General features: G+C 68.9%; 23 protein-coding genes. 9 read left to right on the forward strand and 14 right to left on the reverse strand.

Annotated elements, in window-relative coordinates:
- Positions 1 to 233 precede the first annotated feature (233 nt).
- The 3 genes from NE236_RS38285 to NE236_RS38295 all read right to left on the reverse strand — a co-directional run bounded on the left by NE236_RS38285 (position 234) and on the right by NE236_RS38295 (position 3,003).
- Positions 234 to 1,262: an ArsR/SmtB family transcription factor gene (locus NE236_RS38285; protein ID WP_252847190.1), complete on the reverse strand. Its 1,029-nt coding sequence runs from the start codon at positions 1,260 to 1,262 to the stop codon at positions 234 to 236.
- A gap of 222 nt (positions 1,263 to 1,484) precedes the next feature.
- Positions 1,485 to 2,198, reverse strand: coding sequence for a C40 family peptidase (locus NE236_RS38290; protein ID WP_252847191.1), 714 nt, complete (start codon positions 2,196 to 2,198; stop codon positions 1,485 to 1,487).
- A gap of 184 nt (positions 2,199 to 2,382) precedes the next feature.
- On the reverse strand, positions 2,383 to 3,003 hold the full coding sequence (locus NE236_RS38295; RefSeq protein ID WP_252847192.1) for a TetR family transcriptional regulator: 621 nt from the start codon (positions 3,001 to 3,003) through the stop codon (positions 2,383 to 2,385).
- Positions 3,004 to 3,132: 129 nt separating this feature from the next.
- Between NE236_RS38295 and NE236_RS38300 the strand changes: the two genes are divergently transcribed.
- A complete protein-coding gene (locus NE236_RS38300; RefSeq protein WP_252847193.1) occupies positions 3,133 to 5,337 on the forward strand; it encodes an MMPL family transporter in 2,205 nt (734 codons plus the stop codon).
- Between the two features lie 230 nt (positions 5,338 to 5,567).
- Here the strand turns inward: NE236_RS38300 and NE236_RS38305 are convergent, their stop codons facing one another.
- Together NE236_RS38305 and NE236_RS38310 are read right to left on the reverse strand one after the other, a co-directional pair.
- Positions 5,568 to 5,990, reverse strand: a complete 423-nt coding sequence (locus tag NE236_RS38305) for a DUF6010 family protein (protein WP_252847194.1) — start codon at positions 5,988 to 5,990, stop codon at positions 5,568 to 5,570.
- Between the two features lie 389 nt (positions 5,991 to 6,379).
- The gene (locus tag NE236_RS38310; protein ID WP_252847195.1) at positions 6,380 to 7,225 is read right to left on the reverse strand and encodes an enoyl-CoA hydratase/isomerase family protein; all 846 of its coding nucleotides are present in this window, start codon (positions 7,223 to 7,225) and stop codon (positions 6,380 to 6,382) included.
- Positions 7,226 to 7,348: 123 nt separating this feature from the next.
- Between NE236_RS38310 and NE236_RS38315 the strand changes: the two genes are divergently transcribed.
- Positions 7,349 to 7,972 (forward strand): TetR/AcrR family transcriptional regulator, encoded by a 624-nt coding sequence (locus NE236_RS38315; protein WP_252847196.1) that lies wholly within the window; start codon positions 7,349 to 7,351, stop codon positions 7,970 to 7,972.
- Positions 7,973 to 8,140: 168 nt separating this feature from the next.
- Here the strand turns inward: NE236_RS38315 and NE236_RS38320 are convergent, their stop codons facing one another.
- The 5 genes from NE236_RS38320 to NE236_RS38340 all read right to left on the reverse strand — a co-directional run bounded on the left by NE236_RS38320 (position 8,141) and on the right by NE236_RS38340 (position 12,333).
- Complete coding sequence (locus NE236_RS38320) at positions 8,141 to 8,977, reverse strand: class I SAM-dependent methyltransferase (protein WP_252847197.1); 837 nt, start codon at positions 8,975 to 8,977, stop codon at positions 8,141 to 8,143.
- A 150-nt stretch (positions 8,978 to 9,127) separates the two neighbouring features.
- Complete coding sequence (locus NE236_RS38325; protein WP_252847198.1) at positions 9,128 to 9,619, reverse strand: hypothetical protein; 492 nt, start codon at positions 9,617 to 9,619, stop codon at positions 9,128 to 9,130.
- Between the two features lie 927 nt (positions 9,620 to 10,546).
- Positions 10,547 to 10,792: a hypothetical protein gene (locus NE236_RS38330; RefSeq protein ID WP_252847199.1), complete on the reverse strand. Its 246-nt coding sequence runs from the start codon at positions 10,790 to 10,792 to the stop codon at positions 10,547 to 10,549.
- 69 nt (positions 10,793 to 10,861) lie between these two features.
- A complete protein-coding gene (locus NE236_RS38335; protein ID WP_252847200.1) occupies positions 10,862 to 11,701 on the reverse strand; it encodes a methyltransferase domain-containing protein in 840 nt (279 codons plus the stop codon).
- Positions 11,698 to 12,333 (reverse strand): ATP-binding protein, encoded by a 636-nt coding sequence (locus NE236_RS38340; RefSeq protein ID WP_252847201.1) that lies wholly within the window; start codon positions 12,331 to 12,333, stop codon positions 11,698 to 11,700. The genes NE236_RS38335 and NE236_RS38340 overlap by 4 nt, the downstream gene beginning before the upstream one ends.
- 109 nt (positions 12,334 to 12,442) lie before the next feature.
- Between NE236_RS38340 and NE236_RS38345 the strand changes: the two genes are divergently transcribed.
- The 4 genes from NE236_RS38345 (at position 12,443) to NE236_RS38360 (ending at position 15,783) form a co-directional block, all read left to right on the forward strand.
- Positions 12,443 to 13,252: a helix-turn-helix domain-containing protein gene (locus tag NE236_RS38345; RefSeq protein ID WP_252847202.1), complete on the forward strand. Its 810-nt coding sequence runs from the start codon at positions 12,443 to 12,445 to the stop codon at positions 13,250 to 13,252.
- Positions 13,253 to 13,431: 179 nt separating this feature from the next.
- Positions 13,432 to 13,821 carry a PPOX class F420-dependent oxidoreductase gene (locus tag NE236_RS38350; protein ID WP_252847203.1) on the forward strand — a complete coding sequence of 130 codons (390 nt, stop codon included), beginning with the start codon at positions 13,432 to 13,434 and terminating at the stop codon, positions 13,819 to 13,821.
- A 137-nt stretch (positions 13,822 to 13,958) separates the two neighbouring features.
- Positions 13,959 to 14,411, forward strand: a complete 453-nt coding sequence (locus tag NE236_RS38355) for a MerR family transcriptional regulator (RefSeq protein ID WP_252847204.1) — start codon at positions 13,959 to 13,961, stop codon at positions 14,409 to 14,411.
- Between the two features lie 304 nt (positions 14,412 to 14,715).
- A complete protein-coding gene (locus NE236_RS38360) occupies positions 14,716 to 15,783 on the forward strand; it encodes a serine hydrolase domain-containing protein (protein ID WP_252847205.1) in 1,068 nt (355 codons plus the stop codon).
- Positions 15,784 to 15,789: 6 nt separating this feature from the next.
- Here the strand turns inward: NE236_RS38360 and NE236_RS38365 are convergent, their stop codons facing one another.
- Both NE236_RS38365 and NE236_RS38370 read right to left on the reverse strand, forming a co-directional pair.
- Positions 15,790 to 16,707 (reverse strand): M56 family metallopeptidase, encoded by a 918-nt coding sequence (locus NE236_RS38365; protein ID WP_252847206.1) that lies wholly within the window; start codon positions 16,705 to 16,707, stop codon positions 15,790 to 15,792.
- 6 nt (positions 16,708 to 16,713) lie between these two features.
- A complete protein-coding gene (locus NE236_RS38370; protein ID WP_308209203.1) occupies positions 16,714 to 17,073 on the reverse strand; it encodes a BlaI/MecI/CopY family transcriptional regulator in 360 nt (119 codons plus the stop codon).
- A gap of 55 nt (positions 17,074 to 17,128) precedes the next feature.
- Here NE236_RS38370 and NE236_RS38375 point away from each other — a divergent pair, with 55 nt between their 5' ends.
- The 3 genes from NE236_RS38375 (at position 17,129) to alaS (ending at position 22,359) form a co-directional block, all read left to right on the forward strand.
- The gene (locus NE236_RS38375) at positions 17,129 to 18,535 is read left to right on the forward strand and encodes a cytochrome ubiquinol oxidase subunit I (protein ID WP_252847208.1); all 1,407 of its coding nucleotides are present in this window, start codon (positions 17,129 to 17,131) and stop codon (positions 18,533 to 18,535) included.
- Positions 18,532 to 19,419, forward strand: coding sequence for a cytochrome d ubiquinol oxidase subunit II (locus NE236_RS38380; protein WP_252847209.1), 888 nt, complete (start codon positions 18,532 to 18,534; stop codon positions 19,417 to 19,419). Before NE236_RS38375 ends, NE236_RS38380 begins: the two co-directional genes overlap by 4 nt.
- A 396-nt stretch (positions 19,420 to 19,815) precedes the next feature.
- Positions 19,816 to 22,359 (forward strand): alanine--tRNA ligase, encoded by a 2,544-nt coding sequence (gene alaS, locus NE236_RS38385; protein WP_252847210.1) that lies wholly within the window; start codon positions 19,816 to 19,818, stop codon positions 22,357 to 22,359.
- 4 nt (positions 22,360 to 22,363) lie between these two features.
- Here the strand turns inward: alaS and NE236_RS38390 are convergent, their stop codons facing one another.
- Positions 22,364 to 23,074: a hypothetical protein gene (locus NE236_RS38390; RefSeq protein ID WP_252847211.1), complete on the reverse strand. Its 711-nt coding sequence runs from the start codon at positions 23,072 to 23,074 to the stop codon at positions 22,364 to 22,366.
- A gap of 82 nt (positions 23,075 to 23,156) precedes the next feature.
- Entirely contained in the window at positions 23,157 to 24,032 is an 876-nt protein-coding gene (locus NE236_RS38395; RefSeq protein WP_252847212.1) for a class I SAM-dependent methyltransferase, read from the reverse strand.
- Positions 24,033 to 24,044: the final 12 nt, after the last annotated feature.

Raw genomic sequence — 24,044 nt, forward strand, 5'->3', positions numbered from 1 at the left:
CCCCCCCCCCCCCCCCCCCCCCCCCCCCCCCCCCCCCCCCCCCCCCCCCCCCCCCCCCCCCCCCCCCCCCCCCCCCCCCCCCCCCCCCCCCCCCCCCCCCCCCCCCCCCCCCCCCCCCAACCGAACCATTTTGTCTATTGATGATCCGGCTGTGGCGTGTTGAATCGAACTGGTAAGAGAATTGCCGAGATAACCGATACCTCACAACGCTTTTGAGAGGCGTTGAATGCCGGTCACATTGCCTGTCGGCTCAACTGTTCGGGTACGAGAGGGCGCTGCTGTGCGATCGGCGCCCCTGCGGTCGACGTGAGCAGGCTCAGCCCCAGATTCGTGATCTCGTGGCAGACGGAGTAGCCGTCGCGTCGGGTGGTGATGAGGCCGGCCTCCCGGAGCACTTTGGTGTGATGGCTCACCGAGGCGGGGGAGATGTTGGCCGCCTTGGCGATATCCGTCGTGCTGCAACCCGTCGTGCTCGTCTTGAGCACCGTGGTGCGCGTTCGGCCGAGCAGCCCGTCCAGCGGCTCGGATCTGGTCGCCTCGTTGGTTTCCGGCTTCCCCAGCCACGTGCGTCGGCTGACGGGGAAGACCAGCAGGGGCGGCAGTTCGGGATCCCGGAGAGTGATCGGGTGGTGCCGGCAGAAGAACGACGGGACGAGCACGATGCCGCGCCCGTCCAGGTGGACGTCCTGGTCGACGTAATCGTCGATGTGCAGGACGGGATAGTCCCAGCGCGCGTAGGGGTGAAGCGTCTCCAACGTGCGTTCCATGCCGTGGTCCGCCAGCGTCTGGACGAGCCGCGTGCGTTCTGCCTCGATGTCGCGGGAGATCTGTCTCCAGTAAGGCGCGAGCGCGATTTTGAAGAACTTCTCCACGTCATGGGCCACCCGGCGGACGGCCTCCCTGGGGTCGAGCGACCGCGAGATGAACGGCCTTTGCCCCTGCTGCGCGAATTCGGTGAAGTCGCGTGCGAGCTCGTCCGGCGTGGTGGCCAGGATTCTCTCTATGCCCTCGCCCAGGTCGCCTGTCCCGCGCGTCGGAGTGATGAAGTCGGCGGAGTAGCCACGCGGCGGTGCGATCTCGACCAACGGGCAGAGCGATGCGGGAATGAGGGGACGAGTGCGTCGCCGCCATCCGTCCAAAGCGACTTCCTCGTTGCGCTCCTGGAGCGCGTGCAGACTCAGCAGGATTTCCCAGAGCACGTCTGCTGATGGAGCAACGGTGGTGCGAGCAAGGTCTGCAGGTTCAAAGTGGATCCGCAGCATGACGGCCCTCCGGTCGACGTTGCGGGTTGGTGCCACCTAGATCTATAGAGGCGGCGATCCACCGGCAAGGCTCTGGCTGTTCGACCCTGTTCGAATCCGTTCGACGCGGCCTGATACCGTTGTGATCTGCAAAAACGTCTCCGCCGCCTGACCATATTGGTCAGGCGGCGGAGACGTTCTGGGCTCTACCGTCAGGAGGCGCGGAACCTGCCGTCCGGTCCGTCAGCCGCCGACCACGGGCGAGACGAAGCCGCTCGCCTTGTACCCGCGCCCGTAGAGGCTGCCTATCTTGCGCCACTTCTTATCGGTGACCTTGTCCCCGACATTGCCTTCGACGGTCCGGACCTGGACCACCTTTCCATTCTGGTACTTCACGCCGACGACCACACCGATGTGGGTGCTGGCGGGGTAGTTGCCGTAGACGATCGCGTCACCGATGTCGGGCGTCTTGTGCCAGCGCGCGACCTTCTTTCCCCACTTCTGCCAGTACGTCGCCCAGTGGCCCTGGTCGATGTCCTTGCCCTTCATTGAGGGCTGTCTGGTGGCTCCGCCTCGCGTCCAGGCCCAGTTGACGAAAACGCCGCACCACTCGGCCGGCCGGGCGACGTCCTTGTTGACCTTGTAGGCCTTCGGGTAGCAGTTGGCCTTACCGCCGCACTGCGAGGGGTGCTCCGGCTGCCCGATCTGCGTGGTCGCATTCTTCGCGATCGCTACGCGGATTCTGTACTGAGGTGGGTCCAGTTTGGCGGCCGGGTCGATAGCGGCCAATTCACTGTCCGACATCGTCGCAACGTCGACGGTGACGGTCTGGTCAGCCGTCTTGGTGGTCGTATTCGCCGACGTGGCGGAAGCGGTAGCGCTCGCGGTCAACCCCGTGGTGATCACGGTGGCCAGGGCTAGCGACAGGATAGCCCGTAGCCTCGCTGGTGCCGTCATGAAATTCTCCTCGCCTGGGGGGAATTGAGAATCGCCGGTCCGGGTCTTTATGTCCGGTGGCGATTACTGGCATCGATTACGATCCCCGCAGCACATTTCAGTCGCAACGGTTTTGATCGATGTCAAATGCGATGGAGTTTTCACGGCGCCGCGAATGGTGCGGCATCGTTCATGTCGGCGCGATTCACGGGACGGGGCGGTTCAGGGCGGGGACGGAGCCGAGGCCGTGTTCGACGATGGCCAGGGCGCGGTCGACCGCCTCGCGGGTCGCCGCCGGGGCGTACCCGTGGGCGCGGCAGTGGGTGATGACGGCCTTCATGCCACCGACGAGCGCGCCGGCTATGACGACCGCGTCGATCTCGTCGAGGTCGGGAGAGAGTTCGGTCAGCCGTTCGACGACATGCTGCTCGGTGTCGTTCATCCGTTTGAGTGCTCGCGCCTGCAGGGAGGGCCGCTCGAGGATCAACTGGACCTGGATGGCGCCGTACTCCCCGTGCGCGGCGGCGATCGCCTCGATCATCGCGAACACGATGCGTCGCATGGACTCCAGCGGGGTCTCGCCCGGGGGGCGCTGCGCGACGCCCTCCCGTACCTCGGCCAGGCGTTCGTCGATCTCCGCGAAGACGACGTCCTCCTTGGAAGGGAAGTAGCTGAAGAACGTGCGCGGGGACACGTCGGCGGCCTGGGCGATGTCCGCGATCGTCGTCTCCTCGTAGCCGCGCTCGGCGAACAGGCGGAGGGCGGCGGCCGCGATCGCCCGCCGGGTATGGAGCTTCTTCCGCTCCCGCAGGCCCATGTGATCCATCTCACCAATATATACACTGAGTGCGAACTTGCAGGCGTTGCAAACTTTGGCATCGCATGCTGTTCTGTCAACATGTCGGGGATTCTGGAGAGGCTTGGGCGGTTCTGTGCCCGGCACGCGCGGTGGGTGATGCTCATCTGGGTCGCCGCCGCGGTCGGCACCGGAGTCCTCGGCGTCGTGAAGGGCGGCACCTTCGTCCAGCAGGATCGCCTCACCGGCACCGAGACCCAGCGCTCCATCGACCTGCTCCGCAAGAACTTCCCCGAGGTCACCGGGCCGACGGCCACGATCGTGTTCCACCCGCAGCGGGGCGTCTCGCTGTCCGACTGGCGCGTCGCGCTGCAGGTCGGCAAGGCCATCCAGCAGGTCGGCGCGCTGCCCCGCGTCTCCATGGCGGAGAACCCCTACGGCCACACCGGCGGTGCCAAGGGCGCGAACGCCGTCGTCGCCGTCGCGCACTTCAAGGGCACCGCCCGCGACCTGTCCATCGACGACCTGCACGCCCTCGAAGAGGCGACCGAGCCGGCCCGGCAGGCCGGCGTCGACGTCGACTTCGGCGGCATCATGACGACGATCCTCAACCAGCCCACGGCGGGCCCCAAGGAGGGCGTCGGCGTCATCCTCGCCCTCGGGGTGCTGCTGTTCGCCTTCGGCTCGTTCCTCGCGGCCGGCGTACCGATCGTCGTGTCCCTCTGCGCGATGGCCGTGGCGTACTCGCTGATCCACTTCGGTGCGGGGATCTGGCAGGTCCATCCGACCGCGCCCATGGTCGCGGCCATGCTCGGCCTCGGCGCGGGCATCGACTACGCGCTGTTCGTCGTCACACGCCACCGTCAGCAGCTCGCCGAGGGCATGGGCGTTCCGGAGTCGGTGGGCCGGGCGCTCGCGACCTCCGGGCATGCCGTGGTGTTCGCCGGCGGCACGGTCCTGTTCGCGATCTGTGGCCTGTGGTTCTCCGGCATCACGTTCATCGGGATCATCGGACTCGCGACGGCGATCACCGTGGCCCTCATGGTGGCCGGCGCGCTCACCCTGCTGCCCGCCGTGCTCGGCGCCCTCGGCACGAACATCGACCGGTACCGGCTGCCCTGGCTACGGCCCGACCGCTCCACGTACCGCTGGGAGCGCTGGGGCCGGCACGTCGACCGGCACGCCTGGCCGTACGCGATCGGGGCGACGCTTCTGCTGCTGTTCCTCGCGCTGCCGGTGCTGAGCCTGCGTTTCGGCATCATGGCCGACAGCACACTGCCGCACTCCAACGGCGCGCGCCGGGCGTACGACGTGACGGCGAAGGAGTTCGGGCCCGGCTGGTACAGCCCGTTCGTGGTCGTCGCCACGGTTCCCGGCCCCGTACGGCCGCCGCAGTCCACCGAGACCACGAAGACGGCCAAGGGGTGGACGGCACTGCGGCAGGAGCCGGGCGGACGGCTGGCGGTCAGTCCGAACGACAAGCCGACGCCCAACCCCGAGGCCCGTCGCCTCGGCGAGGAGCTGCGGCGTGGCTTCCAGCGGGTGCCCGGCGTCGCGTCCGTCGAGGCGCCGGTCGTCGCCGGCGACAGCGCGACGGTCAAGGTCGTACCCACCACCCCGCCGCAGGCCGCCGCGACCGCCGACCTCGTGCGGCGGCTGCGGCGGTCGGTGATCCCGCCGATCGTGGCCCGCCACCCCGGAGCCCGCGCGTACCTGGGCGGGGAGTCACCAGCGATCATCGACATGGCGACGATCGTCAAGCAGCGCATGCCGTACGTCGTGATCGCCGTCGTGGCGGTCGCGCTGGTGCTCCTGGTCATCGCGTTCCGGTCGATCATCGTGCCGATCAAGGCGGCACTGATGAACCTGCTGTCCATCGGCGCCGCGTACGGCGTGGTGGTCGCGGTCTTCCAGTGGGGCTGGGGGATCGACCTGCTCGGCCTCGACCAGCCCGTGCCGATCGTGTCGTTCGTGCCGTTGTTCATGTTCGCGCTGCTGTTCGGGCTGTCCATGGACTACGAGGTGTTCCTGCTGTCCCGGATCCGCGAGGAGTACCTCCGCACCGACGACCCGCACGGCAGCGTCGTCACCGGCATCGCGTCGACCGCCCGGCTCATCACCTCGGCCGCGCTCATCATGATCTGCGTGTTCCTGAGCTTCCTCCCGCAGCCGGACTCGACCGTCAAGATGATGGGCCTCGGCCTGGCGGCCGCCGTCGCCGTGGACGCCACGATCGTCCGCCTCGTCCTCGTCCCCGCGCTGATGAGCCTCCTCGGCCACGCCAACTGGTGGTTCCCCGGCCGGCGTCGTCGGCCCGCCCCGCCGGCGGCCCGGCCCGAGGAACGCACCCTCGAACACGTCTGAGCCGTTCGGCCCTGACGCCGGGTTCGCAGCGGCGTCGATCCGCGACTCCCTCCTCCTGCCGTACCGAATGCTCGGTGAACGGCTGCGGGAACGCGGCGAATCCCCCTAAAACCCTGTCCGCCTGACGATGTTCGCCGAGCGTTCTGTACGCCCGTCCAGCCGTCGTCCGACATCCGGACGAGCAGGATCGACCGGGCCCCGAAGGGCCGGGCTCGCGTCCGAGATCGTGGTCAGGCCGTCTGGTGCTGAACCGCCGCTGAGCGCTTCGTCCGGCGGAACAGCTCTCGTGGTGACCGACCACCGCTGAAGCACCACAGGGCGATGACCGGGTCGCATATCGCGCAGCCCAGCGACGAGCTGTGGTCGAAGGGGACGATGGGGTGGCCCTTGAGCTGGTGGATGACGTCCCAGGCGGTGTGCAGAAGCCAGCCGATGCCGATGAACGTCCACGATTCGAGGCCACGGTAGGCGACGTAGACGAGCAGCGCGGTGAAGGCGAACTCCCAGCCGCCCAAACCGCCGCCGCTCAGGTAGGCGGCGCCGGCTCCGGCGATCATGAGCGCGTTGACGCGCCGCCGATGCGGTTCGCGGATGAGAGACATCAGCAGCGCGTAGGCGATGCCAACGCCGATCGGCGAGATGTACTGCAGCATGTGCCATTCCCATGGTGTGACGAACTGAAGGGGTTCTGGCCTCACGAACGATGAGGAACGCCACGCGCATTCGGGCCGTGCGAACAGGCCCGGAAAACGACGTGGCTGGATGCGGCCTGCCGGACTTGAGGAACCCGTTGAGTCGAAGGTACGCGGGCGGTGCAGCGGCTCACAGTGGCTAAAATGACACGTTTCACCGGAAGCTCGCCAACGTGAGCACATGGCGTCTGACCTGGTAGGAACGGCGCGCCGCAAATCCTCAGGCCGACCGAGCCGATCCCCGGCCGAGGCCGAACGGAATGCTCGGGGAAGGGCGGCGGGAACTCGGCGAATCGCCGCAAAACCCGCTCGCTCAACGATGTTCACCGAGCATTCCGTACGCCTGCAAACTAGCCGAGGAGCCGGTCGGCGTGAATGCCGTACATCTCGTGGGCGATGCCGAAGCCGAGATCCTGGACGAGGCGCCGTTTCCAGGGCCGCTGGGCGATGGCGTGCGTGAAGCGGCGGGCGGCGCGGGGGGTCTTCATGATGCCCTCCGCCAGCTCCCAGGCGCGGGGCAGGAGACCGTCGGTGGGCAGCACCTCGTTGACCAGGCCGAGTTCGAGGGCTTGCCGGGCGCCGATGGGCAGGCCGGTGTAGAGGTGGTAGGCGGCGCGCTTGGTGCCGATGAGTTCCTGGAGGGTGAGCTGCTGCCCGTCGCCGGGCGCGGTGCCGGCCAGCAGATGCGGGTCGATGATGGTCGCGGTCTCGGCGGCCAGGGTGATATCGCACAGCAGTGCGAACTCGGTATGCGCCGGGCTGGGCCCGTTGATCGCGGCGATGGTGGGAATGTCGATGCTGAAGACGAAGTTCTCCAGCAGCTTGGTGGCGTCGTAGTAGGCGTGCTCGTAGGCGAAGTCCTTGGGGCGAGGCTTTTTCATCAGCCCGCTCGCCACCTCCGCGGGATCGGCGGCGATGGTCTCGGGGGTGCCCAGCCACTGGTCGCCGGTGCCGGTGATGATCAGCACTTCGTTGTCGGGGTCGTTGCCGACCTCCTGCCAGGCCTGGGCCCAGGCGTTGTGCACCGCGAAGTCGAACTGCGCGGGACCGCCGTCGGTGTGCATCCGTAGTTCGATGATCCCGTCACGGCGGCGCATCACGAAGTAGCGCGAATATTTCTCGGCGTAGACCTCGAACTTCGGCCGCGCCACGTAGCCGCCGGCCTGGGCATGCCACTCATCGAGTTCCTCGGGCATCGGTACATCACCTCGTCAGCTCGTAGAGGAGTCCAGAGATAAGCTTCGACATAAGCGAAGCAGTGCTCCTATTATCCGTAGCAGTGCTTCGGTTAGCAAGTCTGAGACTGGAGAGGGCCTGAGATGACCGACGTGAACCCGCCGCCGGCCGACCTTCCCGTCCGTGCGGACGGCCGGCGCACCCATGAGCACCTCCTGGCCGCAGCGCGGGCGACCTTCGCGGAGCGGGGGACTGACGCTTCCCTTCGGGAGGTGGCACGCCGGGCGGGGGTCAGCATCGCGACCCTGTACCGGCATTTCCCCACCCGGGAGGCACTGCTTGAGACGCTGCTGCGGCACGGGTTCGACACGTTGCGCACCCGGGCGACGGACCTCATCGCCTCCCCCGACCCCGGCCAGGCCCTCGTCGTCTGGCTACGGGAACTGGCCGTGGCATCGGCTCGCTACGACGGGCTGCCCGCCTCGGTCATGGGCGCGCTGCACGATCCGGACTCGACCCTGCACGCCTCATGCGCCGGACTCCGTGCCGCAGCCGGCGACCTGCTGGCCCGAGCCCAGAGCTCCGGTCATATACGTGCCGATCTTGACGCCGACCAACTGCTCGCCGCGGTCAACGCCATGGCCTGGGCGACACGCCAGGCATCCTGGACGCCCGAGGCTGGGGACCGGTTCCTGTCGCTCCTCGTCGAGGGCCTGGCGGCCCGGCCCATACAGCCGGCCGCTGCGAACGGCCAAACGGCCCGCTGACGAGTTGTTGCCGGGCATTGTCACCGCCCAGGCCGAATGCTCGGTGAACGGCCGCCGGGACGCGGCGAATCCCCTGAAACCCTGCCCGCCTGCGATTTTCGCCGAGCATTCCGTACGCCCGCACCGCACCGCACTCAGAAGTAGATCACCATGGTGGTGGTGGCGGGTTCAGGGGCGCCAGACCACGACGGCGATCTCTCGTGTCCGCTCGGAGAACCGGCCGCTGTCCGACGTCTGCGTCAACAGGCGACGCAGGTCCGCTTCGAACGTCGGCAGTTCAGCGGCGAACAGGTGCGGTGTCGAGCTGGAGAGCGAGAACACCGCCGAGACGATGTCGTCGACCCCCCGCTCCACGATCCGATTACCGCCGACCTCGATCCGGGTCGGGCCGGTGAAGCCGGCCTGCCTCATGATCTCCTCTTCGCCGGCGCGGGTCCCAGTGGGCAACAGGCTTTGCCCGGCGCGGCGAACCGGCCCCAGGTAGCCGGCGACGAGCTCGTCGATACGGTCCCACGGCGGACGCGGGTGCGGCAGAGGATCATCACCCGGCACGCCTCGGTGGGTGGTGGCGCCGACATGGACCCAGGCACCGCTCGGGTCGAGCATGCCGCGGACCCGACGGGCTACGAGGGCCTGATCCATCCAGTGGAACGACTGGGCGAACGTGACCACCCGGAAGGTGCCGAGGTCGGCAGGCAGGTCCTCGGCACGCAGTTGCCGCCACTGGACGTTCGTGGCGTTGGTCTCGCCGGCACGGCGGGATGCCTGGACGATCATGCCGCGATCCGCGTCGACGCCGATCGCCGCCTCGAACATGGGTGCGAGCAGGAGTGTCAATGACCCAGGACCGCAGCCGACGTCCAGCAGCCGGCCGCGGCCGTCGAGGCCGAGTTCCTTCCGGACGGCGTCGGCAAGACTGAGTGGGTAGGGCATCCGACCGACGGCGTAATGCGGGGCACTGTCGGCATAAAGCGTTTCGTCCCACTCCCAGTCCCTGGCCACCACGGGATGCTACTGCCGCTGCTGCCTCGTTCGCGGACCAAATGCTCGGTCAACGACGGTGGAGAGGCGGCGAATCGCCGTGAAACCCGCCTGGTCACCGGTGTTAGCCGAGCATTCCGTACGCCTGCCCGCACCGCAGAGCGGCAGAGGATCCTAGTGCTCGGTGGCGTAGTCGAGTTGGAAGAGGAATGCCCAGTCGCCCCCGGAGGGATACTCTTCAGCCTGAAGCCAGGTGGGCTCTCCGCCCAGCCTGGCGTCGACGTCGTCCGTGAGATCCTTCGATGCGGGCATCAGTTCCACAGCCACATCGGCGCATATCGAAGGTCCTTCCGCCTCGGCCATCGTGGTGACGAATCCGGGTACGCGACCAGGCTGAACGATGAGCGCGTTCTCGCCGCCCTCGGGCTCCCAGGTGCCGTTGACGAATTCGTCATCATCGGTCATGAAGAGGTATGCCAGCCGCAGTTTCTCACCGGGAATCTGGAACTGGCCCAGGAATTTCATCGGTCGGCCGAGCTGCCGGGACAGCGGCCAGTGCGGCTCGGCCAGCCATGCTGGCTGACCGCCAAGCTTGGTGACCAGGTTGCGGATGGGCGCGCTCGACGGCTCCAGTACGAACGTGTGCGAAACGTTGGTGATAATCACCTGCCAGAGGTCAGCCTCCGTCTTTTATTACAGTAAGCCAAGGGCGATTCCAGGGTCCGCTGCTGATCGGTGGCTGGGACGCTATGTGATCGGCGGGACAGCGCGCATGGGGCGGCGGCCGATCGCCTGGACGGTCTCCTTGAGCTTGGAGCAGCGACGAGACCTGAGCTTGGCCATGCGAAACTGGCATCGGTGACCTTCTTGTCCTGATCGTGGCAGCGTGGAAACGCCCGTGATCACGGACAGAAGGTCATCCTCATTTTCATGTCACGCTAAGTAGCCGCAATCGATCCGGACATCAGGTGACGATAACCCCAGACGGGCAAACTTGAAATCGCCCTGGGGGACCCTGTGTTTCCCCGCCGTCCGCTGAGACGAGAAAATTATCATCTCAGCGGACGGCGGGTGAGGCGGTGACGTGCCGTCGGTGCCCATTACGTGGGCATTTATCACGCGAGGCCGGGCGATAGCGGGCGGTGTCGGCGCGGGTGTGCGCGGCGTCGGTGGTGACCGGCACCCCCCGGGCGGGTGTCCTCCACTCGGCGCGGCGAACCGCTGCCCGACCGGATCTCGGCGGGCGCCCGGCAACCGCGACAGCTCCTGCGGCGGATCGGCCGCCTACCGGTCACGCTACGCAGTCGCACCTAATCCGGCATCAGGCGACAATAACCCCAGACGGGCAACCTTGAAATCGCCCTGGGGTCAGGGCGAGGTCGAAAACGTCCGAGCGGACACCCGCGCGAGAATGTGGTGGAACGCGTACGAGGCCGCTGCGGATTGCCGCCTAGACTTTGGTGATCGTCCTCGGCCAGCAGCGACAATCCCTGAGCATCCAGCACGACGGCAGGGCCATCGAGGGACTGCACCACACTCTCGCCGGAGCTTCGCGCGGCCTCAGCGGTGTGCGTCCGGCGACGTCGCTGCGGCTCACAGACCACCGATCTCAGCTTCGATGGCCGCCATCTCTTCGGTCGAGATGACGCCGGCCCGCTGCTCATAGTCGGCGATCGCGCGGCGTAGCTTCTCTCGAGCCACCCACTGCGATAGAGCCTGGTCGGTGACAGACGAGAAACCACGAGGCCCGGCAAGTTCTTCGACCTCGGCTATGAGGCGTCGGCGTAGGGTCACCGACTTAGGGGCGGTCGTCTCGGGCGTCGAGCCGTGAGCCATCATTGCTCTGCGGTAGTGGTGGCGGTGTGCGTGCTGCTGGGCGACCTTTCCGCGTTCACTGGTGGCGGATCGTCAGGAGGCGATCGGATTGCCGGGCGAGTCGAGCCACACGTGCTGCCCTGCGGGGGTCACGGTGACGCCGTACCTGGTGCAGTCGGGCCTGCCCGCTTCGATCCATCTCTCCTCGGCCTCCTGCATGGCGCGTGGCGTTACCGGCTGGTCCCGCAACGGCATGAACGGCGAGGGTCCGACGAAACGGCCCTCCGCGATGCCGCCCGGCCGCACGATCAGGCGACACAAAGGCCAGTCCGGATGGAAAGTGGGCGCCCAGGGGACAAGGATCATCCCGGCTGGCCGAACCTGTTCTACCCACGCGATGGGGACGGTGTGCGCCGACGCGGTGGCGACGATCCTGTCGTACGGTGCGCCTTGGGGGTGGCCCTCCTCGCCGTTTCCGGTGATTACCTGTACGGGATACCCGGCCACCTCCAACGCCCTGCGTGCGTGTTGTGCGGCTACCTCATCGATTTCGATCGAGATGACGTTCTCGGGGCCGAGCAGGTGTGCCAGAACGGCGGCGTTGTACCCGGTGCCCGTTCCGATTTCGAGGACCCGCATGCCCGGCCGAAGCTCCAACGCGTCGATCACGCGAGCCATGATGTACGGCGCGCTGCTGGAACTGGTCGCCTCGACCCCCCGGCCCGTCGTCGCGTCGCACAGCTCCCTGGGGATGGCCGGATCGAAAGCGGTCCGCGTGACGATCGCATCGTCGGCGGCCACCTGCTCCCGCCAGCGCTCCGGGTCGTCGGTGCGCCGCAGGGGCACCAGCCAGCCATGCTCGTCCCGTACGAAGATCTGGTCCGGAACGAACGGCTCCCTGGGGACGGCCGTGAGGGCCTCCTGCGCGTTCACTGTTTGCCCTTTCCGTTACACAGAGCGCACGGAGCCCAGAATCGGTCTCCGTCGTTGCTCTTCCACGACCCCCCTTTGCCGTTGCAGGCGGAGCAGTCCACTTGCTCGTTGTGCTTGCCCATGATTGCTGTTTCCTCCTTTAGCTCGGCTGCGGTCAGTGTGACGCCGGGTGCGGCGATGAGCGCGTGGACGGTCTTGTCGACTTCGGTGTAACTGACCCAGCGGGCCGTGGCGTACGTGTCGACGATCCCCAGGCCCCAGCCGTTCGCCGGCGCCGGATTCGGCTGGAAGGGGCGTGGGTCGGGGTCCGTAACGTAGAGGTGCACGTACCGGTCGGTGGCGAGAACGCCGAATCGCAGGGGGAGATCCCGGGCCTCCCATCGCTGGACCTCGGTCGCGGCGCGCCGGGCGTTCGTTACGAGTTCCGAGACGACCAGCACGATGTCGTCCGCGTGGCCGGGACCGGTGACGTGCTCCGCGATGACGTCGGCGGCGAAGCGTCTGGCCTTGGCCACCGACGCACGGCTGACGCTCAGTGCGATCCATGACGGCCGGAGAATCGCCGGAGCGGGCATCACGGCGGCCAGAGGGTCGGCGGCTGCCGCGAGTCGAGGTTCGTTGAGGGTCATCATCGTTACCCATCGCTCTTCTCTCGCCACTTTCTGTGTTCACCGGACAGCATGCGCCTCGCCTGGCTACTTTGACCAGGAGAGTTCATGAAATTCAACGAGAGGAGTCACGATGCGCTACCGCAGTGGATTCGATCCGGACCGCAACCTGTGGGACTTAATCGCTTTCGACCTCAGGAAACAGCGCGAAGAGCGCGACATATCCCTCGCCGTCGTCGGCGAGATCATCGGCCGAGACCGGTCTCTGGTCGCCTACGTTGAATCCGGCAAGACGAAGCTGCAGGCGAAACACGCAGTAAAGATCGATGACGCCTGGCGCACCGGCGGCCTCTACACCCGCCTGGTCAGATTCGCCAAGCTCGGGCACGACATCAGCTGGCTCGCGACCCACCTGGAGTTGGAGGCCAGTGCAGACGAACTCCGTAGCTGGAATCTCGGCTGGATGCCTGGCCTCTTCCAGACCGAGAACTACGCCCGTGCGATGTTCGAGGCGGCGGGAACCGAGGGAGCGGAAGCGGGGACCAAGGCCCGGGTCGAGCGGCAGCAATGCCTTCACCGCACCCCTCCGCCCCGCGTGTGGGCGATCATCGACGAATATGTGATCACTCAACCCGTCGGCTCCGCCGAGATCATGCGTGACCAGCTCGCTCACGTAATCGATCTGGCCAAACGTCCGCATATCGGCGTGCGTGTGGTGCCGCAGTCCGTTGGCGCCCATGCCGGTCGGGACGGCTCCTTCAAGATCATGACTGTTGGTGGAGCGGATTCGGTCTACACGATCGCGCCCGGTGGTGGACGGCTCATACAGGACGCAACCGAGACAAATTCCTACCGAGTGTGGTTCGATCTCATCGGCGACGTCGCATTGCCCAAAGACGCTTCGTTGGACCTGCTCGTACAAGCGATGGGACGATTCTCATGACGATCTGGAGGAAGTCCAGCCGCAGCGAGAGCACCATCACCCAGGGCGACTGTGTCGAGGTCGCTCAGATGACCCGTCCGACCTCGGCCCGGCCGCGGTCCGAGGAGTGCGCTACCGAGCGCGGTTGAGCTTCTGTGTGCGTTTGACCGCGCTGATATCAAGGTTGCAGGCTGGTCCGCGTGATCTTCACACAGGCGGAACTTGACTATCTGACCAGCCAGCACCTCGGTCGCCTGGCCACCGTCTCTGCGGCTGGTCAGGTGCAGAACAACCCCGTGAATTTCTTTGTGGACGCCGCTGCGGGCACGATCACGATCGGCGGCGGCGCGCTGGGAGCGTCCAAGAAGTTCAGGAACGTCCAGGAAGGCAGCACCGTGTCGTTCGTCGTGGACGACCTGGCCTCGGTGGACCCATGGGTGCCGCGCGGCATCGAGATCCGAGGTTCGGCGGTGGCTCTGACGGATCATGAGCCGCCGATGCCGGGCTTTTCTCGGGAGATCATCACGATCACGCCCCGCCAGATCATTTCTTGGGGGTTGGACGGGGCCAGGTCGAGCCGCAAGGTGTGAAAGCTCGTGGCCAGGAGGTCGGGGTGGATTCTCGGTGTCGGTAGGCGGTTCCTGGTGCGGCCCATCACGGCCGCGCCCCGGCCGTGCTCGTCAGCGGCGATGAAGCGCTCGTGATCACGAACGCTAGGATTTAGAGCGTGCTCGAAGTCAGGCCGCAGCCGGAATCCGGGCCCGCCCGCTCCAACGCCCAGGCGGGCCTGAGCATCGCCGAGGCCGCTCGCCGCACCGGGGTCAGCGTGCACACGCTCCGTTACTACGAACGCGCCGGCCTGGTTGTCACCCCCGTCGAACGAACCCACGGCGGCCAGCGGCGTTACTGCCAGCTCGACCTCGACTGGATCACCGTCTGCACCAAGCTGCGCGCCACCGGGATGCCCATCAGGGTCATCCGCCGCTATGCCCAGCTCGTATCCGCCGGGCACGGTAACGAGCGGGAACGACTCGCCCTCATGGAGGCCCACCGCGCCGACGTGCTGGCCAAACTCGCTGAGCTGCAGGAGAACCTCGAGCTCATCGACCACAAGATCGACGTCTACCGGGGCCGGCTCGCCGCCGGTGACGCCGACCGACTATGGGCGCCCACCCGCTGATCACTCCTCTCCAGCGTCAGTACCGAGGGCAGGCCGCTGTCCGGGTGCAGCCGCAGCAACTGGTAGGCCACGTCCCCGGCAGTGACGTTTCAGTATCGGATCGGCTATACCGGTGGCGGTCGGTCATTCTTTGGGCGGCGGCAAATCTTCGCAAGGGCTGGCACTTAACGCAGATTGCCGAGTATTTTGTCCGTCACAAATCATAAGGTCCGCTCGCTCAGCCGTGTTCGCCGAGCATTTGGAACGCCGGAGAGGCCGGAAAAATCGGTGGCTTTGGTGGTTCGGGTCGATTACGTTGCGCGCCATGGCGGAGATTCAGGGCACCTGCGACGGTCGGTTCGGCAAAGTGGCTGAGGCGCTGGCGGCCTCGCTGGACGCCGAGGACGTCGGTGCCTCTGCGGCGGTGTACGTGGACGGCGAGCCGGTCGTCGACATCTGGGGCGGGCACGTCGACGCCGCTCGTACGGTCCCCTGGGAGCGCGACACCATCACGAACGTCTGGTCCACGACCAAGACGATGGTCGCGCTGTGCGCGTTGGTCCTCGCTGACAGCGGTGAGCTGGACCTGGACGCACCGGTCGCCCGCTACTGGCCCGAGTTCGCGGCTGCGGGGAAGCAGGACGTGCTGGTCCGGCACCTGCTCGGTCATACCGCAGGCCTGCCGACCTTCGGTGAGCCGACCACGGTGGCGGACCTTTACTCGTGGCCGACCGTCACGGCGCGGCTGGCCGCGCAGGCTCCGGAATGGGAGCCGGGCGCTGCGGCCGGCTATCACTCGATCACCTTCGGCTTCCTGGTCGGCGAGGTCGTCCGTCGCGTCACCGGACGCAGCGTAGGGACCTTCTTCGCCGAGGAGGTCGCCGGACCGCTGGGTGCCGACTTCCACATCGGGCTGCCGGCCGAGTACGACGATCGCGTCGCTCCCCTGATCCCCGATCCCCAGGGGGACAGGCCGGTGGGGTTCCCGGTCGGGGTGTCCGATGCCAACACCCTGGCCTGGCGGCGCGCCGAGTTGCCCGCCATAGGCGGGTACGGCAATGCGCGCTCGGTCGGGGCGGTGCAGTCGGTGCTGTGCTGCGGAGGTGCGGTGCGCGGCGTACGGCTGTTGTCGGAGGCCGGCTGTGAGCGGGTCTTCGAGGAGCAGTTCCGTGGCGAGGACCGCGTCCTCGGCATGCCGATCCGCTGGGGGATGGGCTACCGACTGGAGAACCGCACGTGCTCGTGGGGCGGGTGGGGCGGTTCACTGGTGCTGGTCGACTTCGATCGTCGGATGACCGTGTCGTACGTGATGAACCAGATTCTCTGGGAGGACGGCTACACCCGGGCGCTCAGCGTGGTGCTGGCCGCATACGACGCGATCGCCCAGCCCTGACGCGTATCAGGCGGGGATGGCGTAGAGGATCAGGGGGAGGACGGCGACGAGGGTGGCGCCGGCCAGCATCGCGCCGCGCAGGGGGCGGGGGAGCGGGGCCGGGGACAGCAGTCGCCGTACGCGTACGACGATCGGGCTGGTCTCGTCGGCCGTGGCGGTGCCGGTGGCGCCCAGGGTGCCGGCCGGGGTCGGGGCCGGGCGGGCGGCGGCGAACCGCAGCAGCGCGGTGGCCAGCTCCTTCGCCGGACGGTGGCGGCGGGCGCGGTCGTCGGCGGCCATCTCGACCAGCAGCTCCACCGCGTCGAGGGTGCGGCCGACCATGCGCGACTGCGGGAAGATCCGGCGCAGCGACGTGAAGGGCAGCAGGACGAGGTCGTGGCGCTCGCGGACGTGCGCGCGCTCGTGGTCGAGCACGGCGGCCAGCTCGTACGGGCCGAGGATCTCCAGCGTGCCGGCGCTGACCACGACCTTGGACGAGCGGACGCCGGGGACGCAGTAGGCGGCCGCCGCCGGATGGTCGAGCACGAGGGTGCCGGGCATCTCCGGGTCGCCGTGCGCCACCAGGGCGAGCAGGGCCCGGTGCCGCCGCCGCGCGCGGAACACGCCGACGATCGCGACCAGCAGCATGGCGATGAGCAGAAGCATGAACAGCAGGCCGGCGGCGACCGAGGCGATCCGCACCGGCGACAGAGCCTGCGGGTCCGCGAAGAAACGGGCGACACCGACGACGACGCCCTGACCGTACGGTGCCACGCCGAAGCCCAGGAGGGTGCCGATGGAGGCCAGCCCCCAGGCGAGGCCGAGGGCCTGCCAGAGGACGATCGCGGTACGCGGGGTCCGCCACGTCCACCGGGCGTGCGTCAGCCGGTGGGCGCCGAGTGCGCTACCGGCCGCCACCAGGGCGAGTAGGGCCGTGCCGGTCATGCCGGGTTATGTCCCTTCCACCTCGTCGAGCACGCGGCGCAGGAGATCCGCCTCGTCACCCGAGACCGAGCGTGCGAAGTACGCCAGCGCGGCGTCGCGGTCGCCCGTCATGTTAAGCGCGCCCAGCATGAGCTCGGCGACGTACGCCTCTTTCGTTGCCACCGGACGGTAGCGCCAGGCGCGTCCTTCCCTCTCGCGAACCAGAAAACCTTTTTTGGCCAGCCGGTCCAGGACGGTCATGACCGTGGTGTGCGCGAGGTCGCGTTCGTCGGCCAGGGCGCGGCCCACCTCACGGGCGGTCGCGCCGTTGTCCCGGTCCCACAGGACCTCCATGACCGTGCGTTCAAGCTCTCCGAGACCCTTCACGGGATGCATCCTATCGTTCGTAGTACTACAAGACGTAGTACTACAGTATGTAGATATGAGCCTTGCCTCTTCCACCGCTGAGATCCTCGCGGCGCGGACCCAGATGGCCCTGACCCTCGGCTTCCACATCGTTCTCGCCGCCATCGGCATCGGCCTGCCCGCGTTGACGCTGCTCGCGGAGTGGCGCGGACACCGCACCGGCGATCCGGTCTACCGGGAGCTCGCCCGCCGGTGGGCCAAGGCGACCGGCGTGCTGTTCGCCGTCGGCGCCGTCTCCGGCACCGTGCTCTCTTTCGAGATGGGCACGCTGTGGCCGCACTTCATGGCCAAGTTCGGCCAGGTGTTCGGCGCGGCCTTCGCCATGGAGGGCATCGCCTTCTTCATCGAGGCGATCTTCATGGGCATCTACCTGTATGGCTGGGACCGCCTGTCGTCCCGCGCCCACCTGCTCACCGGCATCCCGATCGTCGTGGGCGGCATCGCGTCGGCGTTCTTCGTCGTCACCGTGAACTCCTGGATGAACCAGCCACGCGGCTTCCGCATCGACGCCCACGGGAACGTCACCGACGTGCGGCCGCTCGCGGCGATGTTCAACCCCGCGACCCCGCCGGAGGCGGTGCACCTCATCCTCGCGTCGTTCATGGTCTGCGGGTTCACGGTCGCCTCGGTGTACGCGGTCGCGCTGCTGCGCGGCAAACGCGACGCCTACCACCGCCGGGCGTTCGCCATCCCGTTCACGTTCGCCGCGGTCACCGCGCCCATACAGGTCATCGTCGGCGACTGGGCGACGCGCTTCGTCGCGGACAACCAGCCGGTCAAGTTCGCGGCGATGGAGGGCATCGAGCGGACACGCGACGGTGTGCCGTTCCGGTTCGGCTTCCTGGAGATCCCGAACATGCTCTCGGTCATGCTGAAGTTCGACCCGAACGCGCGGCTGCGCGGCCTCGACTCCTGGCCGGAGAACCTCGAACCGCCCAAGAACGTCCCGCACTACGCGTTCGACATCATGGTCGCCATCGGCACCGGCCTCGTCCTCCTCGGCGCGTGGGCCCTCCTGTCCTGGTGGCGCCGCCGCGACCTGCCGCGCAGCCGCTGGTTCCTGCGCGCGGCGGCCCTGGCCGGGATCGGCGCGGTCATCGCCATGGAGGCCGGGTGGACCACCACCGAGGTCGGCCGCCAGCCCTGGATCGTGTACGGCGTCATGCGCGTGGACCAGGCGGTCAACCCGGGCTCCGGTCTCACCGCCGGGCTGTACATCGTCATCGCCGTCTACGCGCTGCTGGCCGCGGTCACCATCACCGTCCTGCGCCGCATCGCCCGCGCCCCGGGAACCGCCGTCGGCGTGGCCACCGGAGGCACAACGGACCCGGACCCTGGCACGGGGACGAAGACGGCCCCCGGCCCCGGTACGGGCACGGAGACGGCGGACTCCGCCGACGGCCACGAGGGGGCACTTCGATGAGCGTCTGGGCGGACCTGTCCCTCGTTCTGATCCTCGCCGGGCTCACGGCGTACCTGCTGTTCGGCGGCGCGGACTTCGGCGCCGGCCTGTGGCACCTGCTCGGCCGCGAGCGCAGGCTCATCGAGCACGCCATGGGGCCGGTCTGGGAGGCCAACCACGTCTGGCTGATCTTCGTGATGGTGCTGACCTGGACGGCGTTCCCGCCGGTCTTCGCCGGCATCACCGAGGCGTACTGGGTGCCGCTGTCGATCGCGGCGCTGGGCATCGTCGCGCGCGGGTCGGCGCTGGCGTTCCGCAAGGTCGTGCCGGAGAAGTACGCGGTGACCTTCGCCCTGTCGTCCCTCGCCACGCCGTTCTGCCTCGGCGCGGTCGCCGGCGCGGTCGCGCTCGGGCGAAGGAACTGGCTGAGCCTGCCGGCCCTCTACGTCGGCGTGCTCACCGTCGGCCTGTGCGTCTACCTCGCCGCCGTCTACCTCACCTGGGACGCGCACCGCGAGGGCGACGCCACCCGGTTCCGGGCGTACGCGCTGCGCGCCGGGTGCGCCGTCGGCCTGCTCGCGCTGCCCGGCGCGGCGATCACCGGAGTGCACTCACCGCTCATCGGCGTCTCGGCCGTCGCGGGCGTCGCCTCACTGCTCCTGCTGTGGCGGCGCCACTACCTCGCGGTCCGGGTGACCGCCGCGCTCGCGACGGCGGCCGTCCTGTGGGGCGCGGCCGCAACGGCCGACCTGCCGCTCGCCTCGTCCGCCGCCCCGGACGCGGTCCTGCGGCTGGTCCTGACGGTCCTCGCCATCGGCGGCCTGCTGCTGGTGCCCTCACTGACCTGGCTGTACGTCCTGTTCCAGCGCCAGGAGCCCGACCGCGCCGAGAGCACCCGCGCCTGACTGTCGCGCGCCGGCCGTGACGGCGGGTAGGTGAGCTTGAGCTGAAGCGCTGGGCATTTGCCGACCCGAGAGGCACCCAGCGTTCTAGCCTTTTTATTCAGGCTGAAAATTATTCAGCCTGAATAAAAAGGCGCTGAACGAACACCCTTGCCAGGGCGTGAAACGAGTGGCCCGCCTCCCACCACCGTGCCGCCACCGCCTCCGCCGTCGGTGACCGGCCTCCGTCCGGTCGCGGAAAACCCTTTGTGCGGTCTGCGGCTGGGTGGGTACGGTCCTGGGCCATGGACCTTCACGAGGTGGGGCGGCGAGCTACTCGCGCCGAGCCGGGGGACGGGTAGTCCCGGCCCGGCTCGGCGAGTGCGCGCCACCGTCCCGCCGACCTCGTGAGGCTCTTCCATGCGATCCACCGAGATCCGTTCCGTCTTCCTCGACTTCTTCACCGCGCGCGGGCATCGCCGCGTGCCCTCGAGTTCTCTGGTCTCGCCCGACCCCGAGTTGTTGCTGACCAACGCGGGGATGAACCAGTTCAAGCCGTACTACCTGGGCCGGAGTGTCCCGGAGTTCCGCCGCGCGACCACGCTGCAGAGGTGCGTGCGAACCGGTGACCTGGACAACGTCGGCCGTACCGCCCGGCACGTCACCTTCTTCGAGATGCTCGGCAACTTCTCCTTCGGCGACTACTTCAAGGAGGAGACGATCGCGTGGGCGTGGGAGCTGATCACCGAGGGGTTCGGCCTGGAGCGTGACCGGCTCTGGGTCACCGTCTACGAGCACGACGACGAGACCGAACGCCTCTGGCGCCGGCTCGGCGTGCCCGGCGAGCGCATTCAGCGGCTCGGGCGGGACGACAACTACTGGTCGATGGGCATGGCGGGGCCGTGCGGACCGAGCGCGGAGATCCACTACGACCGGGGCCCGGCGTACGGTCCCGAAGGCGGTCCGGCGGTGGACGGTGAGCGCTACCTGGAGCTGTGGAACCTCGTCTTCATGCAGGACGTCCGCGACGAGGACTTCCGCATCGTCGGGGAGCTTCCCGCCCGGAGCATCGACACCGGGCTCGGCGTCGACCGTCTCGCGATCGTGCTCCAGGACGTGCCCGACATCTTCCACACGGACCTGATGCTGCCGGTGCTGGAGACGGTACGAGAGCTCGCGGGCGGCGGTGACGAGACCTCACTGAAGATCGTCGCGGACCACGCGCGGGCGGCGTCCTTCCTCATCGCGGACGGGGTCCTGCCGTCGGGGGACGGGCGCGGGTACGTCCTGCGGCGGCTGATGCGCCGGGCGATCCGGCACGCGCGGCTGCTGGGCGTCGATGAGGCGGTGCTGCCGGCGGTCACGAGTGCGGTGGTGGACCTGCACGGTACGACCTGGCCGGAGGTGGAGACGGCGCGCCCGCTGATCGAGAAGGTCGTGACCGCCGAGGAGGAGGGTTTCGCGCGGACGCTGCGGCAGGGGTCGCGGATCCTCGACACCGCGATCCGGGAGCGGCGGCTGTCACCGAAACTCGCGTTCGATCTCCACGACACGTACGGCTTCCCGTTCGACCTGACGGTGGACGCGGCGCGCGCGGCGGGCCTCACCGTCGATGAGAACGCCTTCTCCGCGCTGCTGGAGGAACGCCGGCGGCGCAGCCGGTCCGGCCGCGCCGAACCGGGAAGCGGACCAGGAGCGAAGATCGGGACGACCGACTTCGTCGGGTACGACTCCACGCGCGCGGAGGTGCGGCTGCGCATGATCCTGCGCGACGGGGCAGAGGTTTCAGCGGCGGTCGAGGGCGAGGAGGTCGAGGTCATCCTCGACCGGAGCCCGTTCTACGCGGAGGCGGGCGGCCAGGTCGGCGACCGGGGCGTGATCCGTACGGCGTCGGGCGCGGTCCTCACCGTGACGGACACCCGGCCCGGCCACGTCCACGTCGCCCGGGTCGAGTCGGGGGAGGTCGTGCCGGGCGAGGCGGAGGCGGTCGTCGACGCCGAACGGCGGGCGGCGGTCGCGCGGTCCCACACCGCGACCCACGTGCTGCACGCGATGTTGCGCCGGGTGCTCGGCGAGCACGCGACGCAGCGGGGCTCGCTCGTCGACGCCGGACGGTTGCGGTTCGACTTCACGCACTTCGAGCCGCTCGCGCCCGAGCGGCTGCGGGAGGTGCAGACGCTGGTCAACGAGAAGCTGCTCGGCGACCCGGAGGTCCGCGTGTGGTACGCGGACCGGGCGCGGGCGGAGGCGGCCGGGGCGGTGGCGCTGTTCGGCGAGACGTACGGCGAGCGGGTGAGGATCGTCGACATCGGCGACTTCTCCCGTGAACTGTGCGGCGGCACCCATGTCGGCCACGGGTCGCAGGCGGGGCCGGTGCACCTGCTCGGGGAGTCCTCGATCGGCTCGGGGGTGCGCCGGATCGAGGCGCTGACCGGCGCGGACGCGTTGCGGCATCAGGATGAGGAGCGGGCGCTGCTCAGCGAGCTCGCCGACCTCCTGCGGGTCCGTCCGGACGAGGCGCCCGGACGGCTGCGGCAGCGGCTGGCCGAGCTCGCGGAGGCGCGCCGGGTTCTGGAGCGTCACCGCCGGGAGGAGCTGACGACCGAGGCCGTACGCCTGGCGGGGCATGCCAAGCGCGTCGGCCAGGGCCGGCTGGTGGCCCAGCGGGTCTCCGGGTTCGGCGCGGACGAGCTGCGGCCCCTGGCGGCGGAGGTGCTGGAGCGCTGCGGCGGCGTGGTCGTGCTCGGCGCCGAGATCGGCGGCCGGGCGGTGATGGTGGCGGCGGTCGGCCCGGACCTCGGGGAGCCGGCGCGTACCGTCCTGGCGGCCGCGGCGGCGGAGATCGGCGGCGGAGCGGGCGGCAGCGGCACCGTCGCGAACGCGGGCGGCCGGCGGGCGGAGCGGCTCGACGAGGCGCTGCGGCTCGCCGCGAACTCCGCCCGTGAGCTGCTCGGCGGCGGGTGACCGGTCAGGCGTGGCCGGGCCCCATGACGTGCGGGGCGCGCATCTGTACGGTCGGCAGGTGCTCCCGGACCAGCAGTCCGCTGGCGGTCAGCACCCACAGCGCCGAGAGGACGCCGGGCACGTACGTCTCCAGCCATCCGCCGGGCACCAGGACGCCCCCGGTGATCCCCAGGGTGAACGCGGCGAGCAGCCGGATCAGCGCGACGATTCCGGCGAACCACGCCATCCACATGGGGAAGACGTGCGTGCGGGCGATGGCCACGGCGGTGGCCGCGAGGGTGAGGGCGGTGGCGATGCCCGCCACCGTTCCCACGATGGTCATGGTGGCGTACGGCGCGGAGGAGAACAGCAGCAGCGCCCGGTACTCCGTCAGGGTGTAGGTCATCCCGGCGAACACCGCGACGGCCATGAACGCGATCGCGGAGACGAGGATGAACCCCGCGAGGACGACCGTGGGGGCGTCGCTCGTGTCGTCCGCGCGCCGGAACGCGGTGGACAGCGCCGCGCCGAACCACAGGAACAGGCAGATCGCGATGGCGTAGAGCACCGTCCCCCACATGATGTGCGCCCGGTGATCGGCCAGGTACATGGCGACCACCCCGGAGGGGCTCGTGAGCCGGGGCATGCCGCCCATCACGATCCGGCCGACGACCGCGAAGATCACCGCGCCGATGCCGGCCAGACCGCCCCATCGCATCTCGTGGCCCTCGCCCATCAGAATCATCTCCTCGGTGGAAGCGACCAGTACTCCAACGGTCGTTCGCCCGAAATGCCGTTTCTATGGCGAAAAGTCGTTATTACTGCAAAGAGGGCGCCAAGGAAGTCTCGTGCGGTGCGACGGCGGACCAGGGCAGGGTGACCTCCCCGAGCCGCCAGCGGGCCCGGCCACCGTACGGCGGCACGGTGACCACCGGATGGTCACGCGCCAGGAGCTCCACCGCGGTGACCCAGCGCTGACGGGGTCCGAACACCGACTGCGGCGCGGCCGCCGCCCAGGCGCGGTCGAACGCGGCCAGCAGATCGTGCACCCGTTCGCCCGGGACGTTGCGGTGGATCAGCGTCTTGGGCAGGCGTTCGGCCAGCTCGGAGGGGCGGGACAGCGACGGAAGATGGGCCGCGAACGTGATCGTTCGCGGCGCGGACACGCCTGGACGGCTTCCCGCGCGGCCCCGGCCCACGGCTCCACCTCCGCCGTTCAGGGTCACCCAGGCGGCCCGGCGGCCGGTCTCCCCGCACGTGCCCTCCACCAGGACGCCGTCGGGGGACAGGCCGGCGCACAGTCGGTCCCACGCCGCCCAGGCCTCGCTCTCCCCGTACTGGCGCAGCACGTTGAACGCCCGGATCATCGTCGGCGGGCGGTCGACGGGCAGTTCGAAACCGCCGAGGCGGAAGGACAGTCCCTCGCGTTCGCGCGGTCTGGCGGCGGCGACCCGTACCGGATCGATCTCGATGCCGACGACCTCGACCCGGGGATGGGCCGCGCGCAGCCGCCCGAACAGCTCGGCCGTCGTGACCGGCGACGCCCCGAACCCCAGGTCCACGACGAGGGGACGGTCGGCCCGCCGCAGCAGCGGGCCGTGGACCGAGACGATCCAGCGGTCGGCGCGGCGGAGCCGGTTGGGCGCGGTCGTGCCGCGGGTGATGACCCCTTCGGGCCGTGGGGGACGGGACACGCACCAAGTGTG

The sequence above is a fragment of the Actinoallomurus purpureus genome, assembly GCF_024055795.1.
GTDB classification, from domain to species: domain Bacteria; phylum Actinomycetota; class Actinomycetes; order Streptosporangiales; family Streptosporangiaceae; genus Actinoallomurus; species Actinoallomurus purpureus.

Coding starts and splice junctions, on each gene's coding strand:
- NE236_RS38285 (WP_252847190.1), bottom strand. CDS start 1,262: ATGCTGCGGATCCACTTTGAACCTGCAGACCTTGCTCGCACCACCGTT.
- NE236_RS38290 (WP_252847191.1), bottom strand. CDS start 2,198: ATGACGGCACCAGCGAGGCTACGGGCTATCCTGTCGCTAGCCCTGGCC.
- NE236_RS38295 (WP_252847192.1), bottom strand. CDS start 3,003: ATGGATCACATGGGCCTGCGGGAGCGGAAGAAGCTCCATACCCGGCGG.
- NE236_RS38300 (WP_252847193.1), top strand. CDS start 3,133: ATGCTCATCTGGGTCGCCGCCGCGGTCGGCACCGGAGTCCTCGGCGTC.
- NE236_RS38305 (WP_252847194.1), bottom strand. CDS start 5,990: ATGCTGCAGTACATCTCGCCGATCGGCGTTGGCATCGCCTACGCGCTG.
- NE236_RS38310 (WP_252847195.1), bottom strand. CDS start 7,225: ATGCCCGAGGAACTCGATGAGTGGCATGCCCAGGCCGGCGGCTACGTG.
- NE236_RS38315 (WP_252847196.1), top strand. CDS start 7,349: ATGACCGACGTGAACCCGCCGCCGGCCGACCTTCCCGTCCGTGCGGAC.
- NE236_RS38330 (WP_252847199.1), bottom strand. CDS start 10,792: ATGATGGCTCACGGCTCGACGCCCGAGACGACCGCCCCTAAGTCGGTG.
- NE236_RS38340 (WP_252847201.1), bottom strand. CDS start 12,333: ATGATGACCCTCAACGAACCTCGACTCGCGGCAGCCGCCGACCCTCTG.
- NE236_RS38345 (WP_252847202.1), top strand. CDS start 12,443: ATGCGCTACCGCAGTGGATTCGATCCGGACCGCAACCTGTGGGACTTA.
- NE236_RS38360 (WP_252847205.1), top strand. CDS start 14,716: ATGGCGGAGATTCAGGGCACCTGCGACGGTCGGTTCGGCAAAGTGGCT.
- NE236_RS38365 (WP_252847206.1), bottom strand. CDS start 16,707: ATGACCGGCACGGCCCTACTCGCCCTGGTGGCGGCCGGTAGCGCACTC.
- NE236_RS38375 (WP_252847208.1), top strand. CDS start 17,129: ATGAGCCTTGCCTCTTCCACCGCTGAGATCCTCGCGGCGCGGACCCAG.
- NE236_RS38380 (WP_252847209.1), top strand. CDS start 18,532: ATGAGCGTCTGGGCGGACCTGTCCCTCGTTCTGATCCTCGCCGGGCTC.
- alaS (WP_252847210.1), top strand. CDS start 19,816: ATGCGATCCACCGAGATCCGTTCCGTCTTCCTCGACTTCTTCACCGCG.
- NE236_RS38390 (WP_252847211.1), bottom strand. CDS start 23,074: ATGGGCGAGGGCCACGAGATGCGATGGGGCGGTCTGGCCGGCATCGGC.